The 19,681-nt window shown below is 36.6% G+C and carries 21 protein-coding genes; all 21 read left to right on the top strand.

The genetic code is table 11. From position 1 onward, the window contains the following. The first annotated feature begins 51 nt into the window (after window positions 1-51). The 21 genes from sucC to flgG all read left to right on the top strand — a co-directional run bounded on the left by sucC (window position 52) and on the right by flgG (window position 19,649). Window positions 52-1,212: an ADP-forming succinate--CoA ligase subunit beta gene (gene sucC, locus EDC24_RS04410; protein ID WP_124220065.1), complete on the top strand. Its 1,161-nt coding sequence runs from the start codon at window positions 52-54 to the stop codon at window positions 1,210-1,212. Between the two features lie 16 nt (window positions 1,213-1,228). Further along, window positions 1,229-2,131, top strand: a complete 903-nt coding sequence (sucD, locus tag EDC24_RS04405) for a succinate--CoA ligase subunit alpha (RefSeq protein WP_124220063.1) — start codon at window positions 1,229-1,231, stop codon at window positions 2,129-2,131. A gap of 70 nt (window positions 2,132-2,201) precedes the next feature. Next, on the top strand, window positions 2,202-3,128 hold the full coding sequence (gene dprA / locus EDC24_RS04400) for a DNA-processing protein DprA (RefSeq protein WP_170158460.1): 927 nt from the start codon (window positions 2,202-2,204) through the stop codon (window positions 3,126-3,128). 80 nt (window positions 3,129-3,208) lie between these two features. Beyond that, the gene (gene topA / locus EDC24_RS04395; RefSeq protein ID WP_124220059.1) at window positions 3,209-5,329 is read left to right on the top strand and encodes a type I DNA topoisomerase; all 2,121 of its coding nucleotides are present in this window, start codon (window positions 3,209-3,211) and stop codon (window positions 5,327-5,329) included. 307 nt (window positions 5,330-5,636) lie between these two features. Beyond that, a complete protein-coding gene (gene xerC, locus EDC24_RS04390; RefSeq protein ID WP_124220057.1) occupies window positions 5,637-6,536 on the top strand; it encodes a tyrosine recombinase XerC in 900 nt (299 codons plus the stop codon). A 17-nt stretch (window positions 6,537-6,553) separates the two neighbouring features. Next, window positions 6,554-7,111, top strand: coding sequence for an ATP-dependent protease subunit HslV (hslV, locus tag EDC24_RS04385; RefSeq protein ID WP_124220055.1), 558 nt, complete (start codon window positions 6,554-6,556; stop codon window positions 7,109-7,111). 2 nt (window positions 7,112-7,113) lie between these two features. Continuing rightward, window positions 7,114-8,508: an ATP-dependent protease ATPase subunit HslU gene (hslU, locus tag EDC24_RS04380; protein WP_124220053.1), complete on the top strand. Its 1,395-nt coding sequence runs from the start codon at window positions 7,114-7,116 to the stop codon at window positions 8,506-8,508. A gap of 32 nt (window positions 8,509-8,540) precedes the next feature. Beyond that, window positions 8,541-9,320 (top strand): GTP-sensing pleiotropic transcriptional regulator CodY, encoded by a 780-nt coding sequence (gene codY / locus EDC24_RS04375; protein ID WP_124220051.1) that lies wholly within the window; start codon window positions 8,541-8,543, stop codon window positions 9,318-9,320. Between the two features lie 253 nt (window positions 9,321-9,573). Further along, the gene (flgB, locus tag EDC24_RS04370) at window positions 9,574-9,963 is read left to right on the top strand and encodes a flagellar basal body rod protein FlgB (protein WP_124220049.1); all 390 of its coding nucleotides are present in this window, start codon (window positions 9,574-9,576) and stop codon (window positions 9,961-9,963) included. Between the two features lie 2 nt (window positions 9,964-9,965). Continuing rightward, the gene (gene flgC / locus EDC24_RS04365) at window positions 9,966-10,421 is read left to right on the top strand and encodes a flagellar basal body rod protein FlgC (RefSeq protein ID WP_124220047.1); all 456 of its coding nucleotides are present in this window, start codon (window positions 9,966-9,968) and stop codon (window positions 10,419-10,421) included. A gap of 11 nt (window positions 10,422-10,432) precedes the next feature. Then, window positions 10,433-10,744 carry a flagellar hook-basal body complex protein FliE gene (fliE, locus tag EDC24_RS04360; RefSeq protein ID WP_124220046.1) on the top strand — a complete coding sequence of 104 codons (312 nt, stop codon included), beginning with the start codon at window positions 10,433-10,435 and terminating at the stop codon, window positions 10,742-10,744. Window positions 10,745-10,777: 33 nt separating this feature from the next. Continuing rightward, entirely contained in the window at window positions 10,778-12,376 is a 1,599-nt protein-coding gene (fliF, locus tag EDC24_RS04355; RefSeq protein ID WP_124220044.1) for a flagellar basal-body MS-ring/collar protein FliF, read from the top strand. 12 nt (window positions 12,377-12,388) lie between these two features. Beyond that, complete coding sequence (gene fliG, locus EDC24_RS04350; RefSeq protein ID WP_124220042.1) at window positions 12,389-13,402, top strand: flagellar motor switch protein FliG; 1,014 nt, start codon at window positions 12,389-12,391, stop codon at window positions 13,400-13,402. After that, window positions 13,395-14,153, top strand: a complete 759-nt coding sequence (gene fliH / locus EDC24_RS04345) for a flagellar assembly protein FliH (RefSeq protein WP_170158459.1) — start codon at window positions 13,395-13,397, stop codon at window positions 14,151-14,153. Before fliG ends, fliH begins: the two co-directional genes overlap by 8 nt. 3 nt (window positions 14,154-14,156) lie before the next feature. Beyond that, window positions 14,157-15,470, top strand: a complete 1,314-nt coding sequence (fliI, locus tag EDC24_RS04340) for a flagellar protein export ATPase FliI (protein ID WP_124220039.1) — start codon at window positions 14,157-14,159, stop codon at window positions 15,468-15,470. Further along, a complete protein-coding gene (gene fliJ / locus EDC24_RS04335) occupies window positions 15,467-15,910 on the top strand; it encodes a flagellar export protein FliJ (protein WP_124220037.1) in 444 nt (147 codons plus the stop codon). Before fliI ends, fliJ begins: the two co-directional genes overlap by 4 nt. Further along, window positions 15,903-16,487, top strand: a complete 585-nt coding sequence (locus EDC24_RS04330) for a MotE family protein (protein WP_170158458.1) — start codon at window positions 15,903-15,905, stop codon at window positions 16,485-16,487. Before fliJ ends, EDC24_RS04330 begins: the two co-directional genes overlap by 8 nt. Before the next feature lie 33 nt (window positions 16,488-16,520). Beyond that, a complete protein-coding gene (locus EDC24_RS04325) occupies window positions 16,521-17,837 on the top strand; it encodes a flagellar hook-length control protein FliK (RefSeq protein ID WP_124220034.1) in 1,317 nt (438 codons plus the stop codon). A gap of 2 nt (window positions 17,838-17,839) precedes the next feature. Further along, entirely contained in the window at window positions 17,840-18,295 is a 456-nt protein-coding gene (gene flgD, locus EDC24_RS04320; RefSeq protein ID WP_245997980.1) for a flagellar hook assembly protein FlgD, read from the top strand. Continuing rightward, window positions 18,285-18,659, top strand: coding sequence for a TIGR02530 family flagellar biosynthesis protein (locus tag EDC24_RS04315; RefSeq protein WP_124220030.1), 375 nt, complete (start codon window positions 18,285-18,287; stop codon window positions 18,657-18,659). The genes flgD and EDC24_RS04315 overlap by 11 nt, the downstream gene beginning before the upstream one ends. Before the next feature lie 75 nt (window positions 18,660-18,734). Beyond that, window positions 18,735-19,649 (top strand): flagellar basal body rod protein FlgG, encoded by a 915-nt coding sequence (flgG, locus tag EDC24_RS04310; protein WP_124220029.1) that lies wholly within the window; start codon window positions 18,735-18,737, stop codon window positions 19,647-19,649. The last annotated feature ends 32 nt before the right edge of the window (window positions 19,650-19,681 follow it).

Raw genomic sequence — 19,681 nt, 5'->3', positions numbered from 1 at the left:
TGAGCCAATATATTTTTATTTTGTAGTTACAGATTGATGGGAGGATGTAACATGAACATTCATGAGTACCAAGCGAAAGAAATATTCCGCAAGTACAACGTGGCTGTCCCTAATAGTAAGGTAGCTTTTTCAGTTGATGAAGCTGTTCAAGCGGCTGAAGAATTAGGTTCAGATGTATCCGTTGTGAAAGCACAAATCCACGCAGGTGGTCGTGGTAAAGCTGGCGGTGTAAAAGTCGCTAAAAATCTAGATGAAGTTCGTGAATATGCGGATGATATTTTAGGTAAAACATTAGTGACGCATCAAACTGGCCCTGAGGGGAAAGAAGTTAAACGCTTATTAGTTGAAGAAGGGTGCGACATCCAAAAAGAATATTACATTGGTGTTGTATTAGACCGTGCAACTTCTCGTGTTGTAATGATGGGTTCTGAAGAAGGTGGAACTGAGATCGAAGAAGTAGCGGCAGAAACACCTGAAAAGATCTTTAAAGAAGTCATTGATCCTGTAACAGGATTAACGCCATTCCAAGCTAGACGATTAGCATTTAACATCAATATTCCTGACGAACTACTAGGAAAAGCAGTTAAATTCATGCTTAGCCTATATGAAGTGTTTGTTGAAAAAGATTGTTCTATTGCTGAGATCAACCCGTTAGTTACAACTGGCGATGGTGAAGTACTAGCATTAGATGCGAAACTAAACTTCGACGATAACGCTTTATTCCGTCAAAAAGATATTACTGAGTATCGCGACCTAGATGAAGAAGATGGAAAAGAAATCGAAGCATCGAAATATGACCTAAGTTACATAGCATTAGATGGTAACATCGGATGTATGGTTAACGGTGCTGGGTTAGCGATGTCAACGATGGACATCATCAAATATTACGGTGGCGAACCGGCTAACTTCCTTGATGTTGGCGGCGGTGCGACAGCTGAGAAAGTTACAGAAGCATTTAAGATTATCTTATCTGATGAAAATGTTAAAGGTATCCTAGTTAACATCTTTGGCGGTATCATGAAGTGTGATGTTATTGCAGAAGGTGTTGTTGAAGCATCTAAACAAATCGGCTTAGAGATTCCATTAGTTGTTCGTTTAGAAGGTACTAACGTTGAATTAGGTAAGAAAATATTAGATGAGTCTGGATTAAACATTACATCAGCAGATTCGATGGCTGATGGCGCTGAAAAAATCGTATCACTAGTAAAATAAGAAAGGACGGGCAAATATGAGCGTTTTTATTAATAAAGATACTAAAGTTTTAGTTCAAGGAATCACTGGCGGCACAGCTAAATTCCATACTCAACAAATGCTTGAATATGGAACGAATATTGTGGCTGGTGTTACTCCTAAAAAAGCGGGTACTGATGTAGAAGGAGTACCTGTATTTAACACAGTTCAAGATGCAGTTGACGAAACAGGCGCTAACGCTTCCGTTATTTATGTACCTGCTCCTTTTGCAGCAGATGCGATCATGGAAGCAGTAGATGCTGAATTAGACCTTGTCATCTGTATTACAGAACATATTCCTGTTTTAGACATGGTTAAAGTTAAGCGTTATATGGAAGGTAAGAAAACTCGCTTAGTTGGACCTAACTGCCCTGGTGTCATTACACCTGACGAATGTAAGATTGGTATTATGCCAGGATACATTCATAAGAAAGGCCACATCGGCGTTGTATCACGTTCTGGTACTTTAACTTACGAAGCGGTTCATCAGTTGTCTGAAGAAGGCTTCGGTCAATCAACGGCAGTTGGTATTGGTGGAGACCCAGTCAACGGTACGAACTTCATCGATGTCTTAAAAGCATTTAATGAAGATCCTGAAACACATGCCATTATGATGATTGGTGAAATCGGCGGTACAGCAGAAGAAGAAGCTGCTGAGTGGATTAAAGAAAATATGACGAAACCAGTTGTAGGATTCATCGGTGGTGCAACAGCGCCTCCAGGAAAACGTATGGGTCACGCTGGTGCGATTATCTCTGGTGGTAAAGGTACAGCAGAAGAAAAGCAACGCATTATGAGAGAATGCGGTATTAACGTTGCTGAAACACCAGCTGTTATGGGTCAAACCATGATCGAAACATTAAAAGAGAATGATCTATTAGAAAAAAGTAAAACTCATTAATAACAGTCATCCCCTGAAGTTAGATCTTCTCTAATTTCAGGGGATTATTTTATGAAGGGGGAATATTATATTGAAAGAATCTAAAGCATTTAAATTATTCTATATTTGTCAATTTAAAAAAATAAAGCGAAGTTTGATTAGACGTTATTTATCTTATGACCCTGAATTAAATCAACTAAGTCATCTTACCCCGAAAGAACTTCAGACGTTATTCCAATTACGTTATGACCAAGCAAAAGCTTTTGTTTACTTCATTCATAATCATCACTCAATCCAACAATACTATGAAGAATTTTGTCGATTATCCCCTATTACGATATATGATCATGATTATCCTGAAGAACTTAAGTATATCCCCGACCCACCACTCACTTTATATTGGAAAGGTCAAAAATCCCTGTTAAAAACGAATAAAATTTCTGTAATTGGCTCTAGAAAACCTTCCCCATCTGCCAAAGATAAAATCAATTTATTTTTAAAACCCGTCGTTGAATCCAATACAACTATTGTTAGTGGCTTGGCTTATGGAATAGATAGTTTCTCACACGAATACGCCATAAAGCATAATGGTCAAACTATTGCTGTATTAGGTTTTGGCTATCATCAAATCTATCCTGTTAAACATAAACCATTAATGGAACAAATTTTTAAAGAAGGTTTAGTCATATCAGAATACCCTCCTAATGAAAAACCTCAAAAATGGTATTTCCCAGAACGAAACCGAATTATAAGTGGTTTATCTTCTGCTACTCTCATTATCGAAGCAGCTGAACGAAGTGGAACAATGATTACAGCAGATCAAGCTTTAGAGCAAGGAAAAGAAGTTTTTGTCGTTCCAGATTCAATTTTTCTACCCCAAGCACAAGGATGTTTGAAATTACTTCAAGAAGGGTCTACACCGCTCATTAACCGATCTGATTTAGAGAATTGGTTGTCAACGAATAGGCATCAATTATCGATGCAAAATAGTCTGAATCCCAGCATTGTCGAAAATTGATGTTTGACAAATCACAGTATTTTATTTAATAATGAAACAGATTTATTTAAAGTAAAATACCTCGTAGGAGGATTATGTCAATGTCAGATTATTTAGTCATAGTTGAATCACCAGCTAAAGCTAAAACAATTGAACGATACTTAGGGAAAAATTACACTGTTAAAGCATCAATGGGACATGTGATTGACTTACCGAAAAGTCAAATAGCCGTTGATGTAGAAAATAATTTCGAACCCAAATATATTACGATACGAGGAAAAGGGCCTGTATTGAATGATTTGAAAAAATCAGCTAAGAAGGCTAAAAAAGTCTATCTAGCAGCCGACCCTGACCGCGAAGGGGAAGCTATTGCTTGGCACCTCGCTCATTCTCTTGATGTAAATGAAAATGAACCGTGTCGTGTTGTTTTTAACGAAATTACGAAAGAGGCTGTGAAATCATCTTTTAAAAATCCTAGAACAATCAATATGGACCTTGTTAATGCACAACAGGCTAGACGTGTACTTGACCGTTTAGTGGGGTATAACATAAGCCCATTATTATGGAAGAAAATTAAAAAAGGTTTAAGTGCAGGTCGTGTTCAATCTGTTGCGGTTAAAATGATTATCGATCGCGAAAATGAAATTAAAAACTTTGTACCAGAAGAATACTGGTCTATTACAGGCCAATTTAATAAAGATAAGAAAGACTTTGAAGCTAAGTTTTACGGTATTAATGGTAAGAAAACGTCATTAAATACTGAAGAGGAAGTCAAACACACTTTAGAGCAATTAAATGGTAATCAGACAATCAATATGTCTGATGAAGAAGCTGCCATGCGAAATGTTAAGTTTGAAGTTAAAGAAGTAAATAAAAAAGAACGCAAAAGAAATCCTGCATTACCATTTACCACTTCTTCGTTACAACAAGAAGCATTTCGTAAGTTAAATTTTAGAGCTAAGAAAACGATGATGGTAGCACAGCAACTCTATGAAGGTATTAATTTAGGTGGAAGAGAAGGAACATCTGGTTTAATTACTTACATGCGTACTGATTCAACACGAATATCAGATACCGCTAAAAAAGAAGCTAGCGACTACATCTTAGATCAATACGGTCGTGAGTTTATAGGAAGTAATCGGAAAGCTAAAAATAGTGAAGGCGCTCAAGATGCACACGAAGCGATTCGCCCTACATCACCGAAAAGAGCCCCGCTATCGATCAAAGATAAGCTATCGAGAGATCAATATCGTTTATATAAATTGATCTGGGAACGTTTTATGGCAAGTCAAATGGCACCTGCTGTATTAGATACCGTAACAGCTCATCTTTACAACGAAAACATTGAGTTTCGTGCGTCAGGTTCTCAAATTAAATTCAAAGGCTTTATGAAGCTTTATGTTGAAGGTACAGATGATAATAAAAAGGAAGAAAATAAAACGTTACCACCTTTAAAAGAGGGAGATGTTGTAGAGGCTAAAACGATTAAACCTGATCAACACTTCACTCAGCCGCCTCCGCGATATACAGAGGCAAGGTTAGTTAAAACACTAGAGGAAAAAGGCATTGGCCGTCCATCAACATACGCGCCAACGTTAGATACGATTCAAAGAAGAGGATATGTTTCACTAGATAATAAACGATTTGTTCCAACTGAACTCGGAGAAATTGTTATTGATTTGTTAAAAGAATATTTTCCTGAGATTATAAACGTTGAATTTACAGTCAACATGGAAAGTGATTTAGACCACGTTGAAGATGGGCAAAAGAATTGGCGCGAGATTATTGGTGATTTTTATGAAGACTTCGAAAAACGTTTAGAAAAAGCCGAAGAAGAAATTGAAAAAGTCGAAGTCAGGGATGAGCCAGCGGGTATTGCATGCGAGAAATGCGGTCACGAAATGGTTTATAAAATGGGCCGTTATGGTAAGTTTCTTGCTTGTTCTAACTTCCCCGATTGCCGTAATACAAAGCCGATACTTAAAGAAATCGGTGTTAAATGTCCGAAATGTAAAGAAGGTAATGTTGTCGAGCGTAAAAGTAAAAAACGCCGTACATTTTATGGATGTGATCAGTACCCTGATTGTGACTTCATTAGCTGGGATAAACCAATTGATCGCCCTTGTCCGAAATGTGAATCACTGCTAGTTGAAAAGAAAAAGAAAAAAGCTACTCAAATTGTGTGCACAGAATGTGATTATAAAGAAAATGAACAACAATAGCTTTTGTTGGAAGGATAGTGTCTTCAGTTGACACTATCCTTTTTTCTTCAAGAATAAGAATTAAGCGTTATGTTTAAAAAGTGATATTAAATTTTTTCGATGAATTTTGAAATAAATTGAATATTTTGTATCTATATTGTGAAAGATGTGTGTAGTTGAGTGATTTAAATTGACTAACAATTTTCATTCATATAAAATTATCGATTGTTGGATTAAATAAAAAAGCGTTTCTGACAAAGATGTGAAAGTTGTTGAAATAATTTGAAAAGTTTGATAAAATTTAATCGTTTTGAAAGGAGCACTACCATTGGCTTATCCATCAAGCGTTGATGCGTTTTATCATTTCTTAACGATTGAAAAAAATGCTTCACCTTTAACGATTGATCAATATATACAAGATATTCAACAATTCCATGATTTTTTGAATAAGGAGCAGATTCATGAAGTTTCAGATGTCCATCACACGAATATTCGTGTGTTTTTAACTGAACTTTACCAAATGAATTTATCACGACGATCGGTATCAAGGAAAATATCTAGTTTAAGGTCTTATTTTAATTTTATGGAGCGAGAAGAGCTAATCTCTTATAATCCGTTTCAATATGTAACGATGCCAAAGGTTAACCATAAAATACCAGAGTTCTTTTATGAAGATGAGCTTGTGAAATTGTTTGAATCAGAAGACCTTACGACTCCTTTAGGTCAACGTAACCAAGCGTTATTGGAGTTGCTGTATGCGACTGGAATTCGTGTTAGTGAATTAATAAAGCTAAATAGTGCTGATATTGATTTCACTGTGAATACGATCCTAGTCCATGGTAAAGGTAACAAAGAACGATATGTTCCTTTTGGTTCATTCGCCCAACACGCGCTTGAGACCTATTTAAAGGATGGACGAGAGCAATTATCGAGACAGAATGAGGACTACATAGATGATGTTTTTTTGAATCATAGAGGTCAACCTCTTACAGACCGAGGTGTTCGATACATATTGAACCAAATGTTAAAACGTGCCTCTCTGACATCATCCATTCATCCCCATAAATTACGACATACGTTCGCAACGCACTTATTAAATGAAGGTGCAGATATGAGAACGGTTCAAGAATTACTTGGGCATGAGAGCTTATCATCAACACAAGTTTATACACATGTCACGAAAGATTATCTTCAAAAGGTTTACAATAATGCACACCCTAGATCATAGATAGGAGAGGATATGACGTGGGAGAACAATTTCACGCAACGACTATATTTGCTTGTTTGCATAAAGGTCAGGCTGCCATGAGCGGTGATGGCCAAGTGACATTAGGAAATCAAGTTGTTATGAAGCACAAGGCAAGAAAAGTCAGAAAGCTATTTAACGGAAAAGTATTAGCTGGGTTTGCGGGCTCGGTTGCTGATGCTTTTACATTATTTGAGAAATTTGAGTCTTATCTTGAAAAATATAGTGGTAATCTACAACGAGCTGCAGTTGAGTTAGCTAAGGAATGGCGTAGCGACAAAGTATTACGCAAATTAGAAGCGATGCTAATTGTAATGAACCAAGAAACAGTGCTACTTGTGTCTGGAACTGGAGAAGTTATTGAACCAGACGATGAAATTTTAGCTATTGGTTCAGGAGGTAATTATGCTCTAAGTGCTGGGCGTGCTCTAAAGCGTTATAGCTCAGACCAGTCAGCCGAAGACATTTCAAAAGCAGCATTAGAAATTGCTAGTGAGATTTGTGTATTTACAAATGATCAAATTGTTACAGAAACTTTAGGTGAAAAAGGAGAATAAGGATGAGCACAAAAGCAACTCCTCGTCAATTGGTTGAGAAGCTTGATGAGTACGTCATTGGGCAGCGAGATGCAAAAAAAGCATTGGCTGTCGCATTAAGAAATAGATACCGACGAATGCAAATGTCAGAAGAAATTAGAGATGAGATCGTACCTAAAAACATATTGATGATGGGACCAACTGGTGTAGGTAAAACAGAGCTTGCACGTAGATTAGCAAAGTTAGTGGGAGCTCCTTTCGTTAAAGTTGAAGCCACTAAGTTTACTGAGGTTGGGTATGTCGGGCGTGATGTCGAATCGATGGTAAGAGATTTAGTCGATACTAGCGTTCGTATGGTTAAAGAAGAAAAAATGTTAGAAATTCAAGATGAAGCAAGACTTCATGCTAATAAACGACTAGTGAAATTATTAGTACCATCAAAAAAGAAATCTTCTAATCAAATGAAAAATCCTTTTGAGATGCTTTTCAATAATCCTGAACAAGAAACAACACAACAGGATGATCAGGACGAAGTTGAGGTTAAAAATGAAAGGCAACAAATTAAACAGCAGTTAGAGAATGGCGAATTAGAGGATCGAATGGTAACGATTGAAGTTGAAGAACAGCAATCATCAATGTTTGACATGCTTCAAGGTTCGGGTATAGAGCAAATGGGCATGAACATGCAAGATGCCTTTAATCAATTAATGCCTAAAAAGAAAAAGAAGAGACGTTTACCTGTTCGTGAGGCAAGAGAGGTCCTAACACAAATCGAAGCTGAAAAGTTAATTGATATGGATGACATTCATCAAGTTGCCATTGAACAAGCCGAACAATCAGGAATCATCTTTATTGATGAAATCGATAAAGTGTGTGGGAAAGATGAAGGACATGCCAATGTATCTCGAGAAGGGGTGCAACGTGATATCCTTCCAATAATAGAAGGTTCTACAATCATGACCAAATACGGAGCTGTTAAAACGGATTATATGCTATTTATTGCAGCTGGCGCTTTTCACATGGCAAAGCCTTCAGATCTTATTCCTGAACTTCAAGGACGATTCCCAATCAGAGTGGAGCTTGATAAATTAATGATTGAGGACTTTGTGAATATTTTAACAGAGCCATCGAATGCCATTATTAAACAATACTCTGCACTATTGGAAGCTGAGGGAATACAGTTAGACTTTAATGACGAAGCTATTAGAAGAATCGCTGAGATTGCATTCGAAGTGAATCAAGAAACGGATAATATAGGTGCTAGAAGACTTCATACAATTATGGAAAAATTACTTGAGGATTTATCATTTGAAGCACCAGATATAAACTTAGAAACTGTAGAAATCACTCAGCAGTATGTTAATGAGAAGTTATCGGATATTGTTAAAAACAGAGATTTATCTCAGTTTATTTTATAAAATTAAATAATCGACTATAGGAGGATTTAAAAATGAATTTATTAGAGAAAACAAGAACAATCAATGCTATGCTACAAAAAACGAAAGGAAATGCTGTTAATTTCAATGATATGTCAGCAACGATGCGTGACGTTATTACAGCGAATGTGTTTGTGTTAAGTCGTAAAGGTAAATTGCTTGGTTTTGCGATTAATCAAGAGATTGAAAACGAGCGTATGAAACAAATGCTAGAGGATCGTCGTTTTCCAGAGGAGTACACTCAACAATTATTTAGTATTAATGAAACGACTCCAAATATTGATATTAATAGTTCTTATACGGCATTCCCTGTAGAAAACAAAGATCTATTCAAAAGCGGTTTAACAACACTAGTACCTATTATTGGTGGCGGTGAGCGTTTAGGGACGTTAATTTTAAGCCGTCTAAAAGAATCATTTGAAGAAGATGATCTTTTATTAGCTGAATACGCTGCAACAGTTGTAGGTATGGAAATTTTACACCAGAAATCAGAAGAAATTGAAGAAGAAGCAAGAAGCAAAGCAGTTGTACAAATGGCGATTAATTCCCTTTCATATAGTGAATTAGAAGCGATTGAGCATATCTTTGAAGAGTTAGAAGGAAATGAAGGATTACTTGTAGCAAGTAAAATTGCCGACCGTGTTGGTATAACGAGGTCAGTTATTGTCAATGCACTTCGTAAGTTAGAGAGTGCTGGAGTTATTGAATCACGCTCATTAGGTATGAAAGGAACTTATATCAAAGTATTAAATTCTAAATTCCTTTATGAGTTAGAAAAACACAGTATAAAATAATTATTAGGATTCAAAAGGCTAGTTGAAAAACTAGCCTTTTTTTATGGTTTTTGGATAAAAATGACAAGGATAAATACTATAAAACACCCAAAAAACTGAATGATAATTCGACAAATTTCTATTTTATACCTATCATTAAGACCAGATTTATGTAATAATAAACACATAAAAATGTAATGAAGATGTAAATTGTGTTGAAATTTATAGAATTTTCGGATATTTTATATATAAATCAGGTTGTAGAGGTGACTTTATGAAGTTATTTAGTGATACAATCACAAACCTTGAACAAGGTTTAAACTATTCATCTATTAAGAATAAAACGATCGCTCAAAATTTATCGAATGCTGACACACCGAATTATAAGGCTAAAGATGTTCAATTTAAGAACCACCTTAATCAAGCTCAGCATAATATTGAAGCTAAACGGACTCACTCTAAACACATACCATTTGGTTCTGAGGGACAGAATTATCAAATTACAGCGAGAAATGATGTTACATATAATCATAACGGAAACAGTGTTGACTTAGATAAAGAAATGACGGAATTAGCAGAAAACCAAATATATTACCAAGCTCTGGTTGAGCGTATTAATGGAAAGTTCAATTCCTTAAAAGAAGTGTTGAGAGGAGGTAACTAAGAATGAGTATTTTTGACGGTATGAATATTAGTGGAAGTGCATTGACGGCTAACCGTTTTAAAATGGATACGATCTCTTCGAACTTAGCCAATGCTGATACAACACGTGCAAGGCAAAATGAAGATGGAGAGTGGGAGCCATACCGTAGGAGGGTCGTTACACAAGAACCTCGTGGTGGCGATTTTAATTCATTTTTACAAAAGGCAATGAAACAACCTGATTCAGCAGGTGAAGGGGTTAGGATTTCAGGTGTCCAGGAGGATCAATCTCCTTTTAAACAGGTCTATAATCCTGATCATCCTGATGCCGATGAAGAGGGTTATGTTGCAATGCCAAATGTTGATCCATTAAAAGAGATGATAAATATGATGAGCACAACAAGGACGTATGAAGCAAATGTAACATCACTGAATGCTTCAAAAGGGATGTTGATGAAGGCTTTAGAAATTGGGCGCTAGGAGGATGAGCGATGGATCCAATTAATTCATTATTCTTAAACTCAGATGTTAAGGCAATACAACAAAATAAATCTTTAAATCAAGTAACCCCGAGTCAAACGCATGAGCAATTTTCAAATGTGTTAAAAGACGCTATAAACAAAGTGAATGAAACACAACAAGTTTCAGATCAAAAGACAAATGCATTAGTGAATGGTGAAATAAACGATTTGCATGAAGTTATGATTGCTTCACAAAAGGCGAGCGTCTCTTTACAAACAGCAACTCAAATTCAAAGTAAAGCCATTGATGCTTACAAGGAAGTTATGAGAATGCAATTATAATCAATGAAGTGAGTTAGAAAATGGAGGACTACGATGAATGAAACCGTACAACAATATAAAAATAAAATCGTAGATAGTTGGAAAGAAAGAACTAAGCCTCAGAAGATTGGTATCATTGGTGGGACTCTAGGGATTATATTCGTCCTGATTCTAATCACGGTTTTATTATCTTCAAGCAACATGGTACCTATTTATAATGATCTATCACCTGAAGAGGCTGGACAACTAACGGAAGAATTAGACAATCAAGGTGTTAATTATGAACTAGAGAACGGTGGTACAACTGTTCTAGTTCCAGAGCAAGAAGCAGATCGTTTAGTCGTAGAGCTTGCTGCTCAAGGTATTCCTAATAGTGGAGACATTGATTTTTCGTTTTTTAGTGCAAATGTCTCTTGGGGGATGACTGATGAGGAGAGACAGATTATAGAACGAGATGCCCTTCAAACCGAATTATCTCAATTAATAACAACTATAGACGGTGTGGAAGGTGCGAAAGTGTTGATTAATCAACCGACAGAGTCCGTTTTTGTAGGTGATCAACCTGAAGAATCCTCTGCTTCTATTGTTTTAAACACAAGTTATAATCAAAGTTTTGAGCAAGGTGAGATACAAAGCCTTTATCATTTAGTATCTAAGGCAGTTGATAATTTACCGACTGAAAATATCGTAATTATGAACCAATACTCAGAGTATTACGATTTAGAACAGGCAAATTCAAGCGGTAGTGGTAATACATACGCAGAACATCAACAAATTAAACGAGACATAGAACGTGACTTACAACGTCGTGTACAACGATTGTTAGGTTCCATGATTGGTCAACAAAAAGTTGTTGTATCTGTAACAGCTAATGTAGATACAACTTCTGAAAATCGAGTAGAAGAACTAGTGGAACCAGTCGATTTGGAAAATATGGAAGGATTGCCGGTTAGCATTGACCGAGTAACTGAAACTTACACAGGTTATGATGGAAGCGACGTTACACAAGGAGAAGTAGATGTTCCACAATATTTAGCCGAAGAAAACCCTAATGAATTATCAGAGTATGAAAATGTAAAAGAAACAATTAATAACGAGTTTAATCGAATTCGACGAGAGATCGTTGAAAGCCCTTATGAAATACGAGACCTTGGAATCCAAGTAGCAGTTGATAATTCAGTTGAAGAAACTGATGGTGAAGAAGTGACGTTATCAGATAACGAACAATTAGCTGTAGAAGAGGATATTCAGTCAATTCTTTCATCCATGATTGAAACATCTGTATCCTCAGATGTCGTTAATAATAATGAAGCTTTTAACCCTGAAGACAAAATATCAATTGCTTTTCAACCGTTTAATAATGAACCAGTAACAACTCAAAGCGAACCTGCTATTCCAACCTGGGTTTACATCGTAGGAGCTGTACTGATTCTATTAATCATTCTATTAATCTATTTAATGTTAAGAAAGAAACCTGCGACAGAAGAGGTTTCGACTGAGGCAACTCAAATGATTGATGAGGTTATAGATGACCTACCTACAGAAGAGGAACAATCAGAATCAGCAGTTAGACGCAAACAACTCGAAAAGATGGCAAAAGAAAATCCAGAGGAATTCGCGAAATTATTAAGAACATGGATCTCAGAGGATTAGGAGGCATTGTAAATGGCCACGAAACGTACAGAATTAACAGGTAAACAAAAGGCAGCTGTATTATTAATTTCCTTAGGTCCTGATGTCTCTGCGCAAGTTTATAAACATTTAACAGAAGAGGAAATTGAACAATTAACTTTAGAAATATCCTCTGTAAAAAAAGTAAATGGCACACAAAAAGAAGAAATATTAGAGCAATTCCATCAGATTGCTTTAGCACAAGATTATATTTCTCAAGGCGGAATCGATTATGCCAAAACAGTTCTTGAAAAAGCACTAGGCGAAAATCAAGCTAATCAAATTATTGGGCGATTGACTTCATCATTACAAGTCCGCCCATTTGATTTTGCTAGACAATCGGATCCAGGACAAATCTATAATTTTATACAAAATGAACATCCACAAACTATTGCATTAGTTTTGTCTTATTTAGATTCAGAGCAGTCAGCGCAAATCTTATCTGAATTACCAGAAGAAACTCAATCTGATATAGCTAGACGAATTGCAGTTATGGATTCTGCTTCACCAGAAGTAGTAAGTGAAGTTGAAACATTACTAGAGAAAAAATTATCTACTACGGTTACACAAGATTATACCCAAACGGGCGGTGTTGAATCGATTGTTCAAATTTTAAACGGTGTGGACCGATCTACTGAACGTACGATTTTAGATGATTTGGAAGCAAAAGACCCAGAGCTAGCAGAAGAAATTAAGAAACGCATGTTTGTATTTGAAGATATCGTGACACTCGATAATCGAGCAATCCAACGTGTGATACGAGATGTAGAGAACGAGGATTTAATACTTGCGCTTAAAGTAGCAAGCGAAGAAGTCCAAGAAGTGTTATATCAAAACATGTCTAATCGTATGGCAGAAACTATTAAAGATGAAATTGAATTTATGGGACCTGTCCGCCTTAAAGATGTTGAAGAGTCACAAACTCGAATTGTTGCTACAATCCGCAAGCTCGAAGAAATGGGCGAAATTGTTATAGCCCGTGGCGGAGGTGACGATATCATTGTCTAATATTTACCGTTTAAACGATGACGTTAGACCAGGTAAGGTTATTCAAGTTAAACCCGTAAAAACTGTCAAAGAAGAACCTCAACCCGATGTGGAAGCTCACGATGAAGAGGAACAAGCTGAACTTTACCTTCAGCAAGCCAAAGAAGAGCTGAATCAGGCACGAGAACAGATTCAACAAATGAAAGAAGATGCTCAGCAAGAAATTGATTCAAACTATCAACAACTTGAACATGACAAGCAAGAAGCTTTGAATTCTGCCAGAGAAGAAGGATACAAAGTAGGTTATGACCAAGGACAAAAAGAAGCAGAACAATCATATGAACATTTGATAGAGAGTGCTCAACAACTGGTTGCTCAGATGCAAAGTGACTATCGCGAAAAACTTTCACAAGCAGAACAAGATATTTTAGAGATTGCAATAAAGTCATCCGAAAAAATCTTAAATAAAACGATCTTCGAGCAGCCAGAAGCTTTTATACATATAGTCAAACAAACATTGGAAGAAGTCATTGATCAACCTGAGGTTACGATTCGTGTAAACCCAAATGAATACGGATTATTAACCGATTATCGTGAGGATTTAGAAGCAACTTTTCCAAATAAAACACAAATTACTATTTATCCGGATACCAAAATAACCACTCATAGTTGTGTGGTTGAGTCACCATACGGCATCATTGACTCCAGTATAGACACTCAATTACATGAACTTAAACAATGCCTTGGTGAGTTAACTATTGGAGATGAGTAATATATGAATACTCAAGCCGTTTTTGAATCTATAGAAAGCTTTAACTTAAAAAAAAGATACGGAAAAGTTTACCGTAATGTCGGCCTATTACTTGAATCAAAAGGTCCTGAAGTTAATATCGGAGACGTCTGTTTCATTCAACACGGTAAAAATACCAAAAAGATTAAAGCTGAAGTAGTTGGCTTTCAAAACGAACACGTCTTGTTAATGCCTTATGAAAAAACGAATCAAATTGGTCCCGGTTCTTTAGTTGAATCTACAAACCAAGCGTTAACAGTCAAAGTTGGTGAAGGACTAATCGGAAAAGTTGTCGATGGCTTAGGAGAACCGATTAATAATCAAACTTTATCATCCAATTTAACGACTTATGATACTGACCAAGAACCGCCAAACCCTTTAAATAGACCCCCTATTAAAAAACAACTTTCTACAGGTATTAAGGCTATTGATAGTTGTATGACAGTCGGAAGAGGACAACGAATGGGGATTTTTGCAGGTAGTGGTGTTGGTAAAAGTACGTTATTAGGAATGCTTGCTCGTAATAGCGATGCTGACATTAATGTCTTTGCTTTATTGGGTGAGCGTGGGCGAGAAGTCAGGGAATTTATCGAACACGAATTAGGAGATGAAGGTTTAGCTAAATCAGTCGTTGTTGTAGCGACCTCGGATCAACCTGCACTCCAGAGAATAAAAGGAGCTTATACGGCAACAGCCATTAGTGAATATTTTAGAGATCAAGGCTATAATGTGAATCTAATGATGGACTCATTAACTCGAATTGCGATGGCTCAACGTGAAGTTGGTTTAGCTAGTGGGGAACCTCCCACTACTAAAGGGTACACACCAAGTGTATTTGCCATGTTGCCTCAATTACTTGAGAGAACAGGGTCTAATGAAACAGGAAGTATTACGGCATTTTATACCGTGTTAGTTGATGGAGATGATATGGATGAGCCTATTGCCGATGCTGTAAGAGGATTATTAGATGGCCACCTAGTACTCGATCGCTCATTGGCCGAGAAAGGGCAATATCCAGCAATCAATATTTTAAAATCTGTCAGTCGGCTAATGCCGAAAATAGTCTCGCAAGAACATATGCAAGCTCATAACCGGCTTAGGAACCTCCTATCCGTTTACGAAGATAATAAAGAACTTATTCAAATTGGAGCTTATAAAAAAGGTTCCTCATCGAGCATTGATGAAGCAATCTATTATCAGCCAAGGATTATGGAGTTTCTCTATCAATCTATGAATGAATTTTCTCAAATAGAAACTTCCGTAGAATCTTTAATTGATTTGGTTGGTGAGCAAAGATGAGTCATATTCAATCATTAGAAAAATTATTAGAGATTAGAGAATCAGACTTTAACAGGGCTCATGGGCAGTATAATCGTGCTGCAGATTACTTCAGTGAAGTTGGTCAACAGTTATATGACTTACTTGTACAAAAGGAAAAGATTGAAGAGAAGTTGAGGTTACCAGAAAAACATCGAGTTAAAGCTAGTGACCTAACTTACTATAATCAGCAATTACAAGCTTTAAAGTCAAAAGAGGAATCATTACAGATGACGGTTCATCAAGCTAGATTAAATTTGCAAGAAAAAGAAAAAAGTTTAACTGAAGCTCACCAGGAGTTTAAAAAACTAGAGAAGATTATTTCTAAAAAACAACATGAGTATTATAAAGCTGTTCAGAAAAAAGAAGCTCAAATGCTAGATGAAGTCTCTGTCCAACAATTTTTAAGATCAAATGGGTGATGGTATGGCCAATATCAATCAAGAAACGAATAAACCTAACAAGCTACAGTGGATCTTCTTTACGGTAATTGTCCCTATTATTTTTGCCGTAACATTAGCCATGGTCATTGCAACCGTAATGGGTGTGAATCCTTTTCAGAAAGCTGCGGAAATAGGCAATCAAGTCCCAATTGTATCTAGTTTTATAGACGAAGACTCTGAAGAAGGTGAAAGTCAAGAGCAAGAGGTAGATCAAGAAGCTTTATTAAAAGATCAGGAAGCAGAAATAAGTAGTTTAGAATCTGAGTTGTCTAAAAAAGATGAGACTATATCAGATCTAGAAGATGAAATTGATAGGCTTCAAAGCCAGATGGAACAACAACAAGAATCTAATCATGAAGAGTCATTAACTAAGTTGACTAAGTCTTATTCGGAGATGGCACCAGAGGCGGCTTCAGATATCATTATTGAAATGGAAAGAGAGTTAGCTTTAGATTTACTCATCAATTTACCAGATGACGTACGAGGTAATATTTTAAGTCAAATGGATTCTGATACAGCTGCTGTCTTTTCCAATGCATTAATGAATCGCAGGTAAAACTAAATCAGACCTTTGAAAGGGGGTGAAAACATGAGTATGGCGCTGAATCCTTTAATGTTTATGACGAAGAATCAAATGCCTAATATGAATACAGGTAAAGCACAATCATCTAATTCGTCAAATGCATTCCAACAAGTTATTGGTGAAGTGTTAGGTCAGTCAAGTCAATCAGAGGTAGATGAGGGCTTGATCAAACAAATCTCAGAAGAATTAACCCAGCTATTGAGTTCTCTTAAGCAAGGTGATTTAGAAGGTTTGCCTGACGATTTTTTGCAATCCATTTTGTCAGATTTGTCTCAGTTGACTGAGGAATTGAACGTTGACCGTCAACAGGCATTGATGGAAGTTATGCAATCAATCAACTTTGATGATCTTGAACTTCAAGGGCAACAAGAAGGCTTACAATTATTTGGAACTTATCTATTAAATGGCTTAACTGAGCAACCATCTAATAACCAACAACCATTATCTAATTTGCAAATGTTGAATTCTAATCATCATCAAGGTAAACAAATGTTAGCAAAAATATTACAAACTTTGATGAAGGAACAAACATCTAAAACTACAACTACCAATACGGCTTTGGACCAGTTCAAATTAAGCTCAGAAGACCAACGATTACCGAAAGAGTGGGTACAAAAATGGAATAGCCTATTAACAAAGCTTGGAGAAGGTTCTGTTAACAAAGGAAATGGCCAACAACTGAATTCCAATTTTGTTAATGCCATTAAGCAAATGGTCTTTAACACGAATCAGCCGTTACAGGAGTTTAGAGTGACGTTGCCTAAACAAACTGACCAACAACCAAATCGATTAAATATGAATATGACTGGAAATCATTCTGATCTGAATCATCAAAACCAGCAAATGTCACGACAAGAACAGCTAGTTGTTCACATGACAAGGCCTAACCAATCGACATCACAGACCTCTAATCAGCAACAAATGATTGAGCAGTTACAAAAAATTATTCAATCGACTAGGTTTGCTCAGTCAGGTGGTACGAAACAATTGTCCATTCAGCTTAAACCTGCAAATCTAGGTGAGATGCAGATGAAATTTTTGCAAATGGATGGTCAAATGACCGTTAAGATCACAGTTGCATCACAAGCAGCAAAAGAAATGTTAGAAGGGAACTTACAACAATTAAGACATATGTTCTCGCCTAACCAAGTCTCTATTGAGCGACAGGTTGAACAGCCGGATTCCGATTATACCCAGCAGTTCATGGATGATGATTCTGGTGATGAACAGACTTCTGAGCAAGACGGACAGTCTGACCAATCAGATCAACAAGATCAACCTGATAAAAGCTTTAAAGACTATCTCTTTGAGGAGGAGGTGTAGTGATGAAAGTAGATTCTTCCCTTTATTTGAATAATCAAAACCAAGTTCGAGAAGGTAGTCAAGATCTTGGTAAAGATGATTTTTTAAAGATCTTAATGACACAGTTAACGAATCAAGACCCAATGGACCCGATGAAAGACCAGGATTTTGTAGCTCAGATGGCGACGTTTTCACAGCTAGAACAAACGACGAATATGGCACAAAATTTTGAAAAACTATTTAATGAACAGAGTCACTCAACATTCCTTCAATATTCTAATTTAATTGGAAATCAGGTTAGTTATTCCATAGAAAACGATGGCACAACGGAAGAAAAGCAAGCTAATGTCCAATCCGTTAAGAAAGAAGGTCAAGATATTTTCGTTACATTAGAAAACGGAGATGTTGTAAGTGCTGATAACATTTTTCAATTAGAAGTAGCACCTAACGAAGAAGAGGTGACAAACGGTGAATCATAAAATAAATCCGTTGCATCATCAGCAATTACCATTAACACCAACTAAAAAAGCACCTAAACAAAACGATGTAAAAACATCTTTTAAAAGCGTACTAGATCAAGCAACACAAGATGTCAAAGTCAGTAAACACGCGCAAAAGAGATTAAATGAGCGCAACATCGTCATTAATGATCAGATGTGGAATGAAATTAGTGAAAAAATGAATGAAGCAAAGCAAAAAGGTGTGACAGATTCCGCGATTATCTTAAAAGATGCGGTGTTAGTGGCTAATACAAAAAACAACACTGTTGTAACAGCGATGGATCGACAAAATAGTCAATTAATCACTAACGTAAATGGAACAATTATTTTACAAAATGAGTAGGCTGGACCGAAAGGAAGCCTAAGTACTGTTGACCGACCGATACAGTACACAAATAGGAAAGGAGCAAGATTAATTATGTTACGTTCAATGTATACCGGAATTTCCGGAATGAAAGGTTTTCAATCAAAATTAGACGTTGTTTCAAATAATATCGCAAACGTAAATACCTTTGGTTACAAAAAAGGACGGTTAACGTTCTCAGATTTAATGAGTCAAACGATGCAAGGCGCAACTGGACCAATTGAAGATGGGGACGGCCCTGTAACAGGTGGTCAGAACCCAATGCAAGTTGGATTAGGTACTACAGCTGGAAGCATCGACAACATTCATACACAAGGTAACCGCCAAACGACTAACAGACCACTCGATTTAGCTATTGAGGGAGATGGGATGTTTACAGTAGCAGAGAAAACAAACACTGAAGGGGATACAGATTTTATAAGTTTAGAAACGGATGATGTAAGTTTTACAAGAGCCGGAAACTTTTATTTAGATGATGATGGTTACATCGTCAACTCTAGCGGACAATACCTCGTTGGTTCAATTGATCATGATAATAATCCTGATACAGATTCTGTTACTGGCAGAGTACAAATACCAGAAGATGCTCAAAGTTTTAGTGTCGGCGGAGACGGTAGTGTTAACTATGTTAGTTCTGATGGACAAGCCGAAATTGCAGGACAAATACAACTTGCTAAATTCTCAAATGCTGAAGGGTTGGAGAAAGCAGGTTCAAACCTTTACAAAATGACGGATAACGCAGGGGTCGTCACTGATGCTGATGGGTTTAACGATATTGATGATTTATATACCCCTGGACAAGAAGCTGGAGTTGGCAGTTTATTTGCAGGGTCATTAGAAATGTCAAACGTTGACTTATCAGAAGAGTTTACTGAAATGATTACATCCCAGCGTGGTTTTCAGGCAAACACTCGTGTGATTACGACGTCTGATGAAATTCTACAAGAACTAGTCAATCTAAAACGATAGTTAAGGGGGAATAGGAGCTGCAATATAGCAGC

The organism is Aquisalibacillus elongatus (assembly GCF_003843875.1).
GTDB classification, from domain to species: Bacteria; Bacillota; Bacilli; order Bacillales; family Alkalibacillaceae; genus Aquisalibacillus; species Aquisalibacillus elongatus.
The sequence above is the reverse complement of the archived record's forward strand: the minus strand, read 5'-3'. Positions and strand labels throughout refer to the sequence as shown.

Excerpts from the sequence above, each read along its gene's own strand:
- sucC (WP_124220065.1), top strand. The coding sequence starts at position 52 with ATGAACATTCATGAGTACCAAGCGAAAGAAATATTCCGCAAGTACAAC.
- sucD (WP_124220063.1), top strand. The coding sequence starts at position 1,229 with ATGAGCGTTTTTATTAATAAAGATACTAAAGTTTTAGTTCAAGGAATC.
- topA (WP_124220059.1), top strand. The coding sequence starts at position 3,209 with ATGTCAGATTATTTAGTCATAGTTGAATCACCAGCTAAAGCTAAAACA.
- hslU (WP_124220053.1), top strand. The coding sequence starts at position 7,114 with ATGAGCACAAAAGCAACTCCTCGTCAATTGGTTGAGAAGCTTGATGAG.
- codY (WP_124220051.1), top strand. The coding sequence starts at position 8,541 with ATGAATTTATTAGAGAAAACAAGAACAATCAATGCTATGCTACAAAAA.
- flgB (WP_124220049.1), top strand. The coding sequence starts at position 9,574 with ATGAAGTTATTTAGTGATACAATCACAAACCTTGAACAAGGTTTAAAC.
- flgC (WP_124220047.1), top strand. The coding sequence starts at position 9,966 with ATGAGTATTTTTGACGGTATGAATATTAGTGGAAGTGCATTGACGGCT.
- fliE (WP_124220046.1), top strand. The coding sequence starts at position 10,433 with ATGGATCCAATTAATTCATTATTCTTAAACTCAGATGTTAAGGCAATA.
- fliF (WP_124220044.1), top strand. The coding sequence starts at position 10,778 with ATGAATGAAACCGTACAACAATATAAAAATAAAATCGTAGATAGTTGG.
- fliG (WP_124220042.1), top strand. The coding sequence starts at position 12,389 with ATGGCCACGAAACGTACAGAATTAACAGGTAAACAAAAGGCAGCTGTA.
- fliI (WP_124220039.1), top strand. The coding sequence starts at position 14,157 with ATGAATACTCAAGCCGTTTTTGAATCTATAGAAAGCTTTAACTTAAAA.
- fliJ (WP_124220037.1), top strand. The coding sequence starts at position 15,467 with ATGAGTCATATTCAATCATTAGAAAAATTATTAGAGATTAGAGAATCA.
- EDC24_RS04330 (WP_170158458.1), top strand. The coding sequence starts at position 15,903 with ATGGGTGATGGTATGGCCAATATCAATCAAGAAACGAATAAACCTAAC.
- EDC24_RS04325 (WP_124220034.1), top strand. The coding sequence starts at position 16,521 with ATGAGTATGGCGCTGAATCCTTTAATGTTTATGACGAAGAATCAAATG.
- flgD (WP_245997980.1), top strand. The coding sequence starts at position 17,840 with ATGAAAGTAGATTCTTCCCTTTATTTGAATAATCAAAACCAAGTTCGA.
- flgG (WP_124220029.1), top strand. The coding sequence starts at position 18,735 with ATGTTACGTTCAATGTATACCGGAATTTCCGGAATGAAAGGTTTTCAA.